Consider the following 13,586-nt stretch of genomic DNA (forward strand, 5'->3'; position numbering starts at 1 on the left):
CCCGGGGTGGCGGGCCCCGGGACCCCGTACAGACCATGATTGAGACACGACCCTGAGAGGGATTGACGCATAGTGCTCGACGTCAACTTCTTCGACGAGCTGCGGATCGGCCTGGCCACCGCTGACGACATCCGTCAGTGGTCCCACGGCGAGGTCAAGAAGCCGGAGACCATCAACTACCGCACGCTCAAGCCCGAGAAGGACGGACTCTTCTGCGAGAAGATCTTCGGTCCTACCCGGGACTGGGAGTGCTACTGCGGCAAGTACAAGCGCGTCCGCTTCAAGGGCATCATCTGTGAGCGCTGTGGCGTCGAGGTCACGCGCGCCAAGGTGCGCCGCGAGCGGATGGGCCACATCGAGCTGGCCGCACCCGTCACCCACATCTGGTACTTCAAGGGCGTTCCGTCGCGGCTGGGCTACCTGCTCGACCTCGCCCCGAAGGACCTGGAGAAGGTCATCTACTTCGCCGCGTACATGATCACGTACGTGGACGAGGAGCGCCGCACGCGCGACCTGCCCTCGCTCGAGGCCCACGTCTCCGTCGAGCGCCAGCAGGTCGAGAACCGCCGCGACGCAGACCTGGAGGCCCGCGCCAAGAAGCTCGAGGCCGACCTGGCCGAGCTCGAGGCCGAGGGTGCCAAGGCCGACGTGCGCCGCAAGGTGCGCGAGGGTGCCGAGCGCGAGATGAAGCAGCTGCGCGACCGTGCCCAGCGCGAGATCGACCGTCTCGACGAGGTGTGGAGCCGCTTCAAGAACCTCAAGGTCCAGGACCTCGAGGGCGACGAGCTGCTCTACCGCGAGCTGCGTGACCGCTTCGGCACGTACTTCGACGGCTCGATGGGTGCCGCGGCGCTGCAGAAGCGCCTGGAGTCCTTCGACCTGGAGGAGGAGGCCGAGCGCCTCCGCGAGATCATCCGTACCGGCAAGGGGCAGAAGAAGACCCGTGCGCTCAAGCGCCTCAAGGTCGTCTCCGCCTTCCTGCAGACCAGCAACAGCCCCAAGGGCATGGTGCTGGACTGCGTGCCGGTGATCCCGCCGGACCTGCGTCCGATGGTGCAGCTGGACGGTGGCCGCTTCGCGACCTCCGACCTGAACGACCTGTACCGCCGTGTGATCAACCGCAACAACCGACTGAAGCGTCTGCTCGACCTCGGTGCCCCCGAGATCATCGTGAACAACGAGAAGCGGATGCTGCAGGAGGCCGTCGACGCGCTGTTCGACAACGGTCGCCGCGGCCGCCCGGTCACCGGTCCGGGCAACCGCCCGCTGAAGTCCCTCAGCGACATGCTGAAGGGCAAGCAGGGCCGCTTCCGTCAGAACCTGCTCGGCAAGCGGGTCGACTACTCGGCGCGGTCCGTGATCGTCGTCGGCCCGCAGCTGAAGCTGCACCAGTGCGGTCTGCCCAAGGCCATGGCGCTGGAGCTCTTCAAGCCGTTCGTGATGAAGCGTCTGGTCGACCTGAACCACGCGCAGAACATCAAGTCGGCCAAGCGCATGGTCGAGCGCGGTCGCACCGTCGTGTACGACGTCCTCGAAGAGGTCATCGCCGAGCACCCGGTGCTGCTGAACCGTGCGCCCACGCTGCACCGCCTCGGCATCCAGGCCTTCGAGCCGCAGCTGGTCGAGGGCAAGGCCATCCAGATCCACCCGCTCGTCTGCACCGCGTTCAACGCGGACTTCGACGGTGACCAGATGGCCGTGCACCTGCCGCTGTCCGCGGAGGCGCAGGCCGAGGCCCGCATCCTGATGCTGTCCTCGAACAACATCCTGAAGCCGGCTGACGGCCGTCCGGTCACCATGCCGACCCAGGACATGGTGCTGGGCCTCTTCTTCCTCACCACGGACGAGCAGGAGCGCGAGGTGCGCGGCGAGGGCCGCGCGTTCAACTCCACCGCCGAGGCGATCATGGCGTTCGACGCCCGGGAGCTCTCGCTCCAGGCGAAGATCGACATCCGCTTCCCCATCGGCACCGTGCCGCCGCGCGGCTGGACCCCGCCGGTGGACGAGGACGGGGACGACGCCGTCGGGGCCGGTCCCTGGCAGCAGGGCGACAGCTTCCGGCTGACGACCACCCTGGGCCGCGCGCTCTTCAACGAGCTGCTGCCCGAGGACTACCCGTTCGTGGACTACACGGTCGGCAAGAAGCAGCTCTCCGAGATCGTCAACGACCTCGCCGAGCGCTACCCGAAGGTCATCGTGGCGGCGACGCTCGACAACCTGAAGGCGGCCGGCTTCTACTGGGCGACCCGTTCCGGTGTCACCGTGGCCATCTCCGACGTCGTCGTTCCCGAGGCGAAGAAGGAGATCGTCGCGGGCTACGAGGCGCAGGACGAGAAGGTCCAGAAGCAGTACGAGCGCGGTCTGATCACCAAGGACGAGCGCACGCAGGAGCTCATCGCGATCTGGACCAAGGCGACCAACGAGGTCGCCGAGGCGATGAACGAGAACTTCCCGAAGACCAACCCCATCTTCATGATGGTCAACTCGGGTGCTCGCGGAAACATGATGCAGATGCGTCAGATCGCGGGTATGCGCGGTCTGGTGTCGAACGCCAAGAACGAGACGATCCCGCGTCCGATCAAGGCGTCCTTCCGCGAGGGTCTCTCCGTGCTGGAGTACTTCATCTCCACGCACGGTGCCCGTAAGGGTCTCGCCGACACCGCCCTGCGTACGGCCGACTCGGGTTACCTGACCCGTCGTCTGGTCGACGTCTCGCAGGACGTCATCATCCGCGAGGAGGACTGCGGCACCGACCGCGGTCTGAAGCTGCGGATCGCCGAGCGGGGCGCCGACGGCGTCCTGCGCAAGGCGGACGACGTCGAGACGTCGGTGTACGCGCGGATGCTCGCCGAGGACGTCGTGGTGGACGGCAAGGTCATCGCGCCGGCCAACGTCGACCTCGGTGACGTGCTGATCGACGCGCTCGTGGGCGCGGGTGTCGAGGAGGTCAAGACCCGCTCGGTCCTGACCTGCGAGTCCGCGGTCGGTACGTGTGCGTACTGCTACGGCCGTTCGCTCGCCACCGGCAAGCTGGTCGACATCGGTGAGGCGGTCGGCATCATCGCCGCCCAGTCCATCGGTGAGCCCGGTACCCAGCTGACGATGCGTACCTTCCACACCGGTGGTGTGGCCGGTGACGACATCACGCAGGGTCTGCCGCGTGTCGTCGAGCTCTTCGAGGCCCGTACCCCGAAGGGTGTCGCCCCGATCTCCGAGGTGGCCGGCATCGTCCGGGTCGAGGAGACCGAGAAGACCAAGAAGATCGTCATCACCCCGGACGACGGCAGCGACGAGGCGGCGTACCCGATCTCGAAGCGCGCCAAGCTCCTGGTGCGGGACGGCGACCACGTCGAGGTGGGCCAGAAGCTCACCTTCGGCGCCACCAACCCGCACGACGTGCTGCGGATCCTCGGCCAGCGCGCAGTCCAGGTCCACCTGGTCGGCGAGGTCCAGAAGGTCTACAACTCGCAGGGTGTGTCGATCCACGACAAGCACATCGAGATCATCATCCGGCAGATGCTGCGCCGTGTGACGATCATCGAGTCCGGCGACGCGGAGCTGCTGCCGGGCGAGCTGGTGGAGCGCTCGAAGTTCGAGCACGAGAACCGTCGTGTGGTCCAGGAAGGCGGCCACCCGGCCTCCGGCCGTCCGCAGCTGATGGGTATCACCAAGGCCTCGCTGGCGACCGAGTCGTGGCTGTCGGCGGCGTCCTTCCAGGAGACGACCAGGGTTCTGACCGACGCGGCGATCAACGCCAAGTCGGACTCCCTGATCGGCCTCAAGGAGAACGTCATCATCGGTAAGCTCATCCCGGCCGGTACGGGCCTCGCCCGCTACCGCAACATCCGGGTCGAGCCGACCGAGGAGGCCAAGGCCGCGATGTACTCGGCCGTCGGCTACGACGACATCGACTACTCGCCGTTCGGCACCGGCTCCGGCCAGGCCGTTCCGCTGGAGGACTACGACTACGGTCCGTACAACCAGTAAGGCGTACGTCTGACGCCAAGGGCGGTCACCCTCCGGGGTGGCCGCCCTTCGGCGTGTCCCGGGTGATGCCGGAGGGGCGGGCGAACTGCCCCCTGCGACGGGGCGCTTGGGGTGGGCGGCGCGGTTCGGGGCCCGCCGTGGAACGTTCGGCGGGGGACGGGCGGTCCGTCGGGTCCGGTCGCCCTGCCGCGCCGCTCACGCGATCCCGCACCGCTCCCACGTGGTGGTTCTCCGCCGCCGGACGGCTACGCAGGGTGCCCGCACGGCCCCGTCGGGAGCCGGGGCGGCGGTCGACGGAAGAGAAGTTCCGCGGGGCGCGGCACAATGGAATCGAGGCGTCGGCGGCCCGGGTGGACATCTGGCGAGAATCCGGAGTGTCGGGCGGGCTCCATTTGTTTTGACCGAAGTCGGTGAGGTAGGTACGCTCAGACCTTGTGCCTGGGGTGTGCCTGGGCTCATGTGCGTGTCCTCAGCCGCACAGCGAGCCAAGACCGGCCACCGTAATCTGCGCCTTTTCCGCCTTCGGCGGGGGTCCGCGGTATTCGACACACCCGACCGCGTGGGTCGGCGACGTTCCAGGTTAGCTTTACTACACGGCACACAGAAACCGGAGAAGTAGTGCCTACGATCCAGCAGCTGGTCCGGAAGGGCCGGCAGGACAAGGTCGAGAAGAACAAGACGCCCGCACTCGAGGGTTCCCCTCAGCGTCGCGGCGTCTGCACGCGTGTGTTCACGACCACCCCGAAGAAGCCGAACTCGGCCCTCCGTAAGGTCGCGCGTGTGCGTCTGACCTCGGGCATCGAGGTCACGGCCTACATTCCGGGTGAGGGACACAACCTGCAGGAGCACTCCATCGTGCTCGTGCGTGGTGGCCGTGTGAAGGACCTGCCGGGTGTTCGCTACAAGATCATCCGCGGTTCCCTCGACACCCAGGGTGTCAAGAACCGCAAGCAGGCCCGCAGCCGCTACGGCGCCAAGAAGGAGAAGTAAGAATGCCTCGTAAGGGCCCCGCCCCGAAGCGCCCGGTCATCATCGACCCGGTCTACGGTTCTCCTCTGGTGACCTCGCTGATCAACAAGATCCTGCTCAACGGCAAGCGTTCCACCGCCGAGCGCATCGTCTACGGCGCCATGGAAGGCCTCCGTGAGAAGACCGGCGCCGACCCGGTCATCACGCTGAAGCGCGCCCTCGAGAACGTCAAGCCGTCCCTCGAGGTCAAGTCCCGCCGTGTCGGTGGCGCCACCTACCAGGTGCCGATCGAGGTCAAGCCCGGCCGCGCCTCCACCCTCGCGCTGCGCTGGGTCGTCGGCTACTCCCGCGCCCGCCGCGAGAAGACCATGACCGAGCGCCTCATGAACGAGCTCCTGGACGCCTCGAACGGCCTCGGTGCTTCGGTCAAGAAGCGCGAGGACACGCACAAGATGGCCGAGTCCAACAAGGCCTTCGCGCACTACCGCTGGTAGTCGCAAACCCCATCGAGAACCGAGAGAAGACGAAAGCCTTATGGCTACCACTTCGCTTGACCTGGCCAAGGTCCGCAACATCGGGATCATGGCCCACATCGACGCGGGCAAGACGACCACCACCGAGCGCATCCTGTTCTACACCGGTGTTTCGTACAAGATCGGTGAGGTCCACGACGGCGCCGCCACGATGGACTGGATGGAGCAGGAGCAGGAGCGCGGCATCACGATCACGTCCGCCGCGACGACCTGTCACTGGCCGCTCGAGGACGTCGACCACACCATCAACATCATCGACACCCCGGGGCACGTTGACTTCACCGTCGAGGTGGAGCGCTCCCTGCGTGTGCTCGACGGTGCCGTGACGGTGTTCGACGGCGTCGCCGGCGTCGAGCCGCAGTCCGAGACCGTGTGGCGTCAGGCCGACCGCTACGGCGTTCCGCGCATCTGCTTCGTGAACAAGCTCGACCGCACCGGTGCCGAGTTCCACCGCTGCGTCGACATGATCAGCGACCGCCTGGGCGCGCAGCCGATCGTCATGCAGCTCCCGATCGGTGCCGAGGCCGACTTCAAGGGCGTCATCGACCTGGTCCGCATGAAGGCCCTGGTCTGGTCCGCCGAGGCCGCCAAGGGCGAGATGTACGACACCGTCGACATCCCGGACACCCACACCGAGGCTGCCGAGGAGTACCGCGGCAAGCTGCTCGAGGCCGTGGCCGAGAACGACGAGGAGATCATGGAGCTGTACCTCGAGGGCCAGGAGCCCTCCGAGGAGCAGCTGTACGCCGCGATCCGTCGTATCACCATCGCCTCCGGCAAGGGCAAGGGCACCACGGTCACCCCGGTGTTCTGCGGCACCGCGTTCAAGAACAAGGGCGTGCAGCCCCTGCTCGACGCCGTCGTCCGCTACCTGCCGTCGCCGCTCGACGTCGAGGCCATCGAGGGCCACGACGTCAAGGACGCCGATCAGGTCGTGCGCCGCAAGCCGGCCGACACCGAGCCGCTGGCCGCCCTGGCCTTCAAGATCATGAGCGACCCGCACCTGGGCAAGCTCACCTTCGTCCGGGTCTACTCGGGCCGCCTGGAGTCGGGCACCGCGGTGCTGAACTCCGTCAAGGGCAAGAAGGAGCGCATCGGCAAGATCTACCGCATGCACGCCAACAAGCGTGAGGAGATCGACTCGGTGGGCGCCGGTGACATCGTCGCCGTCATGGGCCTCAAGCAGACCACCACCGGTGAGACGCTCGCGGACGAGAAGAACCCGGTCATCCTGGAGTCCATGGACTTCCCGGCGCCGGTCATCGAGGTCGCGATCGAGCCCAAGTCCAAGGGCGACCAGGAGAAGCTGGGTGTCGCCATCCAGCGTCTCGCGGAGGAGGACCCCTCCTTCCAGGTGCACACCAACGAGGAGACCGGCCAGACCGTCATCGGCGGCATGGGCGAGCTTCACCTCGAGGTGCTCGTCGACCGCATGAAGCGCGAGTTCAAGGTCGAGGCCAACGTCGGCAAGCCGCAGGTCGCGTACCGCGAGACCATCCGCAAGTCGGTGGACCGCGTGGACTACACCCACAAGAAGCAGACCGGTGGTACCGGTCAGTTCGCCAAGGTGCAGATCGCGGTCGAGCCGATCGAGGGCGGCGACGCCGCTTACGAGTTCGTGAACAAGGTCACCGGTGGCCGCATCCCGAAGGAGTACATCCCTTCCGTGGACGCCGGCTGCCAGGAGGCGATGTCGTTCGGCATCCTCGCCGGCTACGAGATGACGGGCGTCCGCGTCACGCTTCTCGACGGCGCCTACCACGAGGTCGACTCCTCCGAGCTCGCGTTCAAGATCGCCGGCTCGCAGGCCTTCAAGGAGGCCGCGCGCAAGGCGTCCCCGGTTCTCCTCGAGCCGATGATGGCCGTCGAGGTCACCACGCCCGAGGACTACATGGGCGATGTCATCGGTGACATCAACTCCCGCCGTGGCCAGATCCAGGCCATGGAGGAGCGTGCCGGCGCCCGTGTCGTCAAGGGCCTGGTGCCGCTGTCGGAGATGTTCGGCTACGTCGGCGACCTCCGCAGCAAGACCTCGGGTCGCGCAAGCTACTCGATGCAGTTCGACTCCTACGCCGAGGTTCCGCGGAACGTCGCCGAGGAGATCATCGCGAAGGCCAAGGGCGAGTAACTCACCCGAGTTCACGCCGTAGGCTTGACGCCGTGACCGCCGGGGTGTTCCCCGCGAACCCGTGAGGTTCGCCCCGGCGGCCGGCACCACCAGCAAAGATCACCCTGGCGCCGATGAGTAAGGCGTACAGAACCACTCCACAGGAGGACCCCAGTGGCGAAGGCGAAGTTCGAGCGGACTAAGCCGCACGTCAACATCGGCACCATCGGTCACATCGACCACGGTAAGACGACCCTCACGGCCGCCATTACCAAGGTGCTGCACGACGCGTACCCGGACCTGAACGAGGCCTCGGCCTTCGACCAGATCGACAAGGCTCCTGAGGAGCGCCAGCGCGGTATCACCATCTCCATCGCGCACGTCGAGTACCAGACCGAGTCGCGTCACTACGCCCACGTCGACTGCCCCGGTCACGCGGACTACATCAAGAACATGATCACCGGTGCCGCCCAGATGGACGNACAAGGCTCCTGAGGAGCGCCAGCGCGGTATCACCATCTCCATCGCGCACGTCGAGTACCAGACCGAGTCGCGTCACTACGCCCACGTCGACTGCCCCGGTCACGCGGACTACATCAAGAACATGATCACCGGTGCCGCCCAGATGGACGGCGCCATCCTCGTGGTCGCCGCCACCGACGGCCCGATGCCGCAGACCAAGGAGCACGTGCTCCTGGCCCGCCAGGTCGGCGTTCCGTACATCGTCGTCGCCCTGAACAAGGCCGACATGGTGGACGACGAGGAGATCCTGGAGCTCGTCGAGCTCGAGGTGCGTGAGCTCCTCTCCGAGTACGAGTTCCCGGGCGACGACGTTCCGGTCGTCAAGGTCTCGGCGCTCAAGGCTCTCGAGGGCGACAAGGAGTGGGGCCAGTCGGTCCTGAACCTGATGGCCGCCGTCGACGAGGCGATCCCGCAGCCCGAGCGTGACGTCGACAAGCCGTTCCTGATGCCGATCGAGGACGTCTTCACGATCACCGGTCGTGGCACCGTCGTCACCGGCCGTATCGAGCGCGGTGTCCTCAAGGTCAACGAGACCGTCGACATCGTGGGCATCAAGCAGGAGAAGACCACCACCACGGTCACGGGCATCGAGATGTTCCGCAAGCTGCTCGACGAGGGCCAGGCCGGTGAGAACGTCGGTCTGCTCCTCCGCGGCATCAAGCGCGAGGACGTCGAGCGCGGCCAGGTCATCATCAAGCCGGGTTCGGTCACCCCGCACACCGAGTTCGAGGCCCAGGCCTACATCCTGTCGAAGGACGAGGGTGGTCGTCACACCCCGTTCTTCAACAACTACCGCCCGCAGTTCTACTTCCGTACCACGGACGTGACCGGCGTCGTGACCCTCCCCGAGGGCACCGAGATGGTCATGCCGGGCGACAACACCACCATGTCCGTCCAGCTGATCCAGCCGGTCGCCATGGAGGAGGGCCTGAAGTTCGCCATCCGTGAGGGTGGCCGGACCGTCGGCGCCGGCCAGGTCACCAAGATCGTCAAGTAAGTTCTTGACGGCCTGACCTGGTAGCTCAGCAGCGAGCTGCAAGCGAGAGGCCCCGCACCGTGAGGTGCGGGGCCTCTTGGCGTGGTGCGCCCGGCATAGGCGCTACCAGGGGAGGAAGCTCCGGGGGAGAGGGACGGTGAGGGGTCTGGAGCGGGCATGACGGGACGGCCCGCGTGCGGATCGGGGTGGTCGGCGGCGCCTCTACGGACTCCACGCTCGACTACGCCATTGCGCGGCATTGCAGACCCGGGCGGACCAGGGGGCAGGCATCTGCGCTGGCGCCACCCGCGCCCACGTCGCAGGTTGGGCGACGTCAGGTCTCTCTCCACTGGAAGGACACACATGAACCTCTTGAGGCCCAAGGGCGCGCTCGCAGTGGGCGCACTGGCACTGTCCGCCGCGATGCTGACGCCTGCCACCGCCATGGCTACCGAGGAAGCCACCCCCGGCGGCGGAAAGGTTCTGGACATCGTGAGCCAGACGACCGGGGCGTTCGGCGTACCCCCGGCCGCTGTGGCAGGCACACAGTTCGGGTTCACGGGCGAGAACTACCTCTACGACACGGGGAAGCCGTTCGGGACCTTCGGGGTGCAGTGCCTGATCATGGCCGTCGAAGCGCCGGACGCCGTCTCGCAGTGCATCGAGACCTTCGACACGCCGCGTGGGCAGATCACCGTGCAGGGGATCAAGACGGACCCGGACAATGAGCAGCCGGACGAATTCACGGAAGCGGTCACCGGCGGCACGGGCCACTACGCCCATGTGACGGGCTACGCCGATTTCAGCCGGTTGGACGACTCGTCCTACCGCGTCGTTTTCCACCTGCGGAACGTGAAGTAGTCGGGAACGATCCGGCGAGGCCCGGGCTGGACGGCGGGCGATGAGCGTCGTCGTGCCAGCTGCCGCCGGTTCGACCATCTCTCCTGCTGTCCGGAACTCCCCGCCTGCTGCGGGGAGTTCCGGACCAGGTGAACCCGGCACCGCCGGAGGGACGCCCTCGCGCTGCGGGGCGGCTCGTCCCCTGTTGCGCCGTTGGTGGGCGACAGCCCGGCAGTAGAAGCGTGTGCTCCGCGTGCCGCGGTTTGACCTTCTTCGCGACCGGGGTAGTCTCTTCGGCTCGATTGGCGCCCCCAGCGGCCCGTATGGCAGACTGTCCGGGTTGCTCGGTTGAGTGCCGATGCTGCGCGCCTCCCGCCGGGAGGACCGGAAGCGAGTCCCACAGTACTCGTCGCCCTAACTGCCTCCCGGCAGCGCTGGGGCGGACGTACGGGAATCTTCCGGGAAGTGTCAGCGGGGCGCCGGCCAGGCACCCGGTGGGCCCTCGCCCCCGTCCAGCGGTCTCTTCTGCGGATCGCAATCCCCTCCAGCAGGGAAATCCGGTATCGGACATCTGCGTAGCGGGAGTGCGACACGCCCGACCGCGTGGGNGGAATCTTCCGGGAAGTGTCAGCGGGGCGCCGGCCAGGCACCCGGTGGGCCCTCGCCCCCGTCCAGCGGTCTCTTCTGCGGATCGCAATCCCCTCCAGCAGGGAAATCCGGTATCGGACATCTGCGTAGCGGGAGTGCGACACGCCCGACCGCGTGGGTCGGAGGAGAGGGCTGGGAACACCGGGTTCCGGAGCGTTACGAGAGACAGGACTACGAAGTAGCCATGGCGGGACAGAAGATCCGCATCCGGCTCAAGGCCTACGACCACGAGGTCATCGACTCCTCGGCGAAGAAGATCGTCGAGACGGTGACCCGTACTGGTGCGTCGGTCGCGGGCCCGGTGCCGCTGCCCACTGAGAAGAACGTGTACTGCGTCATCAAGTCGCCGCACAAGTACAAGGACTCGCGCGAGCACTTCGAGATGCGCACGCACAAGCGCCTCATCGACATCCTCGACCCCACGCCGAAGACGGTCGACTCGCTCATGCGTCTCGACCTGCCGGCCGGCGTCGACATCGAGATCAAGCTCTGAGGTGACGCGCGAGATGGCTAAGCAGATCAAGGGCATCCTGGGCGAGAAGCTCGGCATGACTCAGGTCTGGGACGAGAACAACCGCGTCGTCCCGGTCACCGTCGTCAAGGCCGGCCCCAATGTCGTCACCCAGATCCGTACGAACGACACCGACGGCTACGAGTCGGTCCAGATCGCCTTCGGCGAGATCGACCCGCGCAAGGTGAACAAGCCCCTCAAGGGCCACTTCGCCAAGGCCGACGTCACCCCCCGTCGTCACCTCGTCGAGATCCGTACCGCCGACGCCGGCGAGTACACCCTCGGCCAGGAGATCACCGCCGAGGTCTTCGAGGCGGGCGTGAAGGTCGACGTCACCGGCAAGAGCAAGGGCAAGGGCTTCGCCGGTGTCATGAAGCGCCACAACTTCCGTGGCCTGGGCGCCGGACACGGCACCCAGCGCAAGCACCGCTCCCCCGGTTCCATCGGTGGCTGCGCCACCCCGGGCCGTGTGTTCAAGGGCCTCCGCATGGCGGGCCGCATGGGCAACGAGCGGGTCACCACCCAGAACCTGACCGTCCACGCCGTTGACGCGGAGAAGGGTCTGCTGCTCATCAAGGGCGCGGTTCCCGGTCCGAACGGCGGCCTCGTCCTGGTCCGTACCGCGGCCAAGGGGGCCTGAGGTAACCGATGAGCACCATTGACATCCTTTCGCCCGCTGGCGACAAGGCCGGTAGCGTCGAGCTCCCCGCGGAGATCTTCGACGCCAAGGTCAGCGTTCCGCTGATCCACCAGGTCGTCGTCGCGCAGCTGGCCGCTGCCCGCCAGGGCACGCACAAGACCAAGACCCGCGGCGAGGTCCGTGGCGGTGGCAAGAAGCCCTACCGCCAGAAGGGCACCGGCCGCGCGCGTCAGGGTTCGACCCGTGCGCCGCAGTTCGCCGGCGGTGGCGTCGTGCACGGCCCCGTGCCGCGCGACTACTCGCAGCGGACCCCGAAGAAGATGAAGGCCGCCGCCCTGCGCGGTGCCCTCACCGACCGGGCCCGCAACTCCCGCATCCACGTCGTCTCCGGCGTGGTCGAGGGCGAGGTCTCCACCAAGGCCGCCAAGACGCTGCTCGGCAAGATCTCGGAGCGCAAGAACCTGCTCCTGGTCGCCGAGCGCACCGACGAGGCCGCGTGGCTGTCCGCCCGCAACCTGCCCCAGGTGCACATCCTGGAGCCGGGCCAGCTGAACACGTACGACGTGCTCGTCTCCGACGACGTGGTCTTCACCCAGGCCGCCTTCGAGTCCTTCGTGTCCGGCCCCAAGGCCAACGACAATGAGGGGAGCGAGGCCTGATGGCCGAGATCACCAGCAAGACCTTCACCGACCCGCGTGACGTTCTCGTCAAGCCGGTTGTCTCGGAGAAGAGCTACGCGCTGCTGGACGAGAACAAGTACACGTTCATCGTCGCGCCCAACGCCAACAAGACCCAGATCAAGCAGGCCGTCGAGGCGGTCTTCTCGGTCAAGGTCACCGGGGTGAACACGATCAACCGCCAGGGCAAGCGCAAGCGCACCCGCACCGGTTTCGGCAAGCGCGCCAACACCAAGCGCGCCATCGTGACCCTCGCCGAGGGCGACCGTATCGACATCTTCGGCCAGGCCTCCTAACGGAGACCTTGGTCCGATATCGGACGAGGACTGAGAAATGGGTATCCGCAAGTACAAGCCGACGACTCCGGGCCGTCGTGGCTCCAGCGTCGCCGACTTCGTCGAGATCACGCGGTCCACGCCGGAGAAGTCGCTGGTCCGCCCCCTGCACAGCAAGGGCGGCCGTAACAACGCCGGTCGTGTGACCGTTCGCCACCAGGGTGGTGGCCACAAGCGCGCCTACCGCGTGATCGACTTCCGTCGTCACGACAAGGACGGCGTGCCGGCCAAGGTCGCGCACATCGAGTACGACCCCAACCGCACCGCGCGCATCGCGCTCCTGCACTACGCGGACGGCGAGAAGCGCTACATCCTCGCCCCGCGCGGTCTGTCGCAGGGTGACCGGATCGAGAACGGCCCCGGTGCCGACATCAAGCCCGGCAACAACCTGGCGCTGCGCAACATCCCGGTCGGTACGACCCTGCACGCCATCGAGCTGCGGCCCGGCGGCGGCGCGAAGTTCGCCCGCTCCGCGGGTGCCTCCGTGCAGCTGCTGGCGAAGGAGGGCTCCATGGCCCACCTGCGCATGCCGTCCGGTGAGATCCGCCTGGTCGACGTCCGCTGCCGCGCCACCGTCGGCGAGGTCGGCAACGCCGAGCAGTCGAACATCAACTGGGGCAAGGCCGGCCGTATGCGCTGGAAGGGCGTTCGCCCGACCGTCCGCGGTGTCGCCATGAACCCGGTCGACCACCCGCACGGTGGTGGTGAGGGCAAGACCTCCGGTGGTCGCCACCCGGTCTCCCCCTGGGGTCAGAAGGAGGGTCGTACTCGTTCTCCCAAGAAGGCGAGCAACAAGTACATCGTCCGCCGCCGCAAGACGAACAAGAAGCGCTAGGAGCGG

Annotated in this window: 10 protein-coding genes and 2 pseudogenes; all 12 read left to right on the plus strand. The window is 67.0% G+C overall.

Annotation, left to right across the window (positions count from 1 at the left end; genetic code table 11):
- Positions 1-72 precede the first annotated feature (72 nt).
- The 12 genes and pseudogenes from QMZ92_RS06035 to rplB all read left to right on the plus strand — a co-directional run bounded on the left by QMZ92_RS06035 (position 73) and on the right by rplB (position 13,580).
- Positions 73-3,987, plus strand: a complete 3,915-nt coding sequence (locus QMZ92_RS06035; protein WP_283296191.1) for a DNA-directed RNA polymerase subunit beta' — start codon at positions 73-75, stop codon at positions 3,985-3,987.
- A gap of 618 nt (positions 3,988-4,605) precedes the next feature.
- On the plus strand, positions 4,606-4,977 hold the full coding sequence (gene rpsL / locus QMZ92_RS06040) for a 30S ribosomal protein S12 (protein ID WP_003948652.1): 372 nt from the start codon (positions 4,606-4,608) through the stop codon (positions 4,975-4,977).
- A gap of 2 nt (positions 4,978-4,979) precedes the next feature.
- Positions 4,980-5,450 (plus strand): 30S ribosomal protein S7, encoded by a 471-nt coding sequence (gene rpsG, locus QMZ92_RS06045; protein ID WP_006347241.1) that lies wholly within the window; start codon positions 4,980-4,982, stop codon positions 5,448-5,450.
- Positions 5,451-5,490: 40 nt separating this feature from the next.
- Positions 5,491-7,617, plus strand: a complete 2,127-nt coding sequence (gene fusA, locus QMZ92_RS06050; protein WP_283296192.1) for an elongation factor G — start codon at positions 5,491-5,493, stop codon at positions 7,615-7,617.
- Positions 7,618-7,770: 153 nt separating this feature from the next.
- Positions 7,771-7,929: pseudogene (locus tag QMZ92_RS36290) on the plus strand (GTP-binding protein); the annotation flags it as partial.
- A 151-nt stretch (positions 7,930-8,080) separates the two neighbouring features.
- Positions 8,081-9,115 (plus strand): annotated as a pseudogene (gene tuf / locus QMZ92_RS06060) (elongation factor Tu); the annotation flags it as partial.
- Positions 9,116-9,457: 342 nt separating this feature from the next.
- On the plus strand, positions 9,458-9,955 hold the full coding sequence (locus QMZ92_RS06065) for an allene oxide cyclase barrel-like domain-containing protein (protein ID WP_283296193.1): 498 nt from the start codon (positions 9,458-9,460) through the stop codon (positions 9,953-9,955).
- 811 nt (positions 9,956-10,766) lie between these two features.
- Positions 10,767-11,075 carry a 30S ribosomal protein S10 gene (gene rpsJ, locus QMZ92_RS06070; RefSeq protein ID WP_003948644.1) on the plus strand — a complete coding sequence of 103 codons (309 nt, stop codon included), beginning with the start codon at positions 10,767-10,769 and terminating at the stop codon, positions 11,073-11,075.
- 13 nt (positions 11,076-11,088) lie between these two features.
- A complete protein-coding gene (gene rplC / locus QMZ92_RS06075) occupies positions 11,089-11,733 on the plus strand; it encodes a 50S ribosomal protein L3 (RefSeq protein WP_017949665.1) in 645 nt (214 codons plus the stop codon).
- Between the two features lie 8 nt (positions 11,734-11,741).
- Positions 11,742-12,392, plus strand: coding sequence for a 50S ribosomal protein L4 (gene rplD / locus QMZ92_RS06080; RefSeq protein WP_283296194.1), 651 nt, complete (start codon positions 11,742-11,744; stop codon positions 12,390-12,392).
- The gene (rplW, locus tag QMZ92_RS06085; RefSeq protein ID WP_018889347.1) at positions 12,392-12,706 is read left to right on the plus strand and encodes a 50S ribosomal protein L23; all 315 of its coding nucleotides are present in this window, start codon (positions 12,392-12,394) and stop codon (positions 12,704-12,706) included. Before rplD ends, rplW begins: the two co-directional genes overlap by 1 nt.
- 37 nt (positions 12,707-12,743) lie before the next feature.
- Entirely contained in the window at positions 12,744-13,580 is an 837-nt protein-coding gene (rplB, locus tag QMZ92_RS06090) for a 50S ribosomal protein L2 (RefSeq protein WP_017949662.1), read from the plus strand.
- The last annotated feature ends 6 nt before the right edge of the window (positions 13,581-13,586 follow it).

Source organism: Streptomyces sp. HNM0645, from assembly GCF_030056615.1.
Classification (GTDB): domain Bacteria; phylum Actinomycetota; class Actinomycetes; order Streptomycetales; family Streptomycetaceae; genus Streptomyces; species Streptomyces marianii.

What these genes read in the sequence shown, in the direction of transcription:
- rpsG (WP_006347241.1), top strand. Translation starts at nt 4,980, where the DNA reads ATGCCTCGTAAGGGCCCCGCCCCGAAGCGCCCGGTCATCATCGACCCG.
- fusA (WP_283296192.1), top strand. Translation starts at nt 5,491, where the DNA reads ATGGCTACCACTTCGCTTGACCTGGCCAAGGTCCGCAACATCGGGATC.
- QMZ92_RS06065 (WP_283296193.1), top strand. Translation starts at nt 9,458, where the DNA reads ATGAACCTCTTGAGGCCCAAGGGCGCGCTCGCAGTGGGCGCACTGGCA.
- rpsJ (WP_003948644.1), top strand. Translation starts at nt 10,767, where the DNA reads ATGGCGGGACAGAAGATCCGCATCCGGCTCAAGGCCTACGACCACGAG.
- rplC (WP_017949665.1), top strand. Translation starts at nt 11,089, where the DNA reads ATGGCTAAGCAGATCAAGGGCATCCTGGGCGAGAAGCTCGGCATGACT.
- rplD (WP_283296194.1), top strand. Translation starts at nt 11,742, where the DNA reads ATGAGCACCATTGACATCCTTTCGCCCGCTGGCGACAAGGCCGGTAGC.
- rplW (WP_018889347.1), top strand. Translation starts at nt 12,392, where the DNA reads ATGGCCGAGATCACCAGCAAGACCTTCACCGACCCGCGTGACGTTCTC.
- rplB (WP_017949662.1), top strand. Translation starts at nt 12,744, where the DNA reads ATGGGTATCCGCAAGTACAAGCCGACGACTCCGGGCCGTCGTGGCTCC.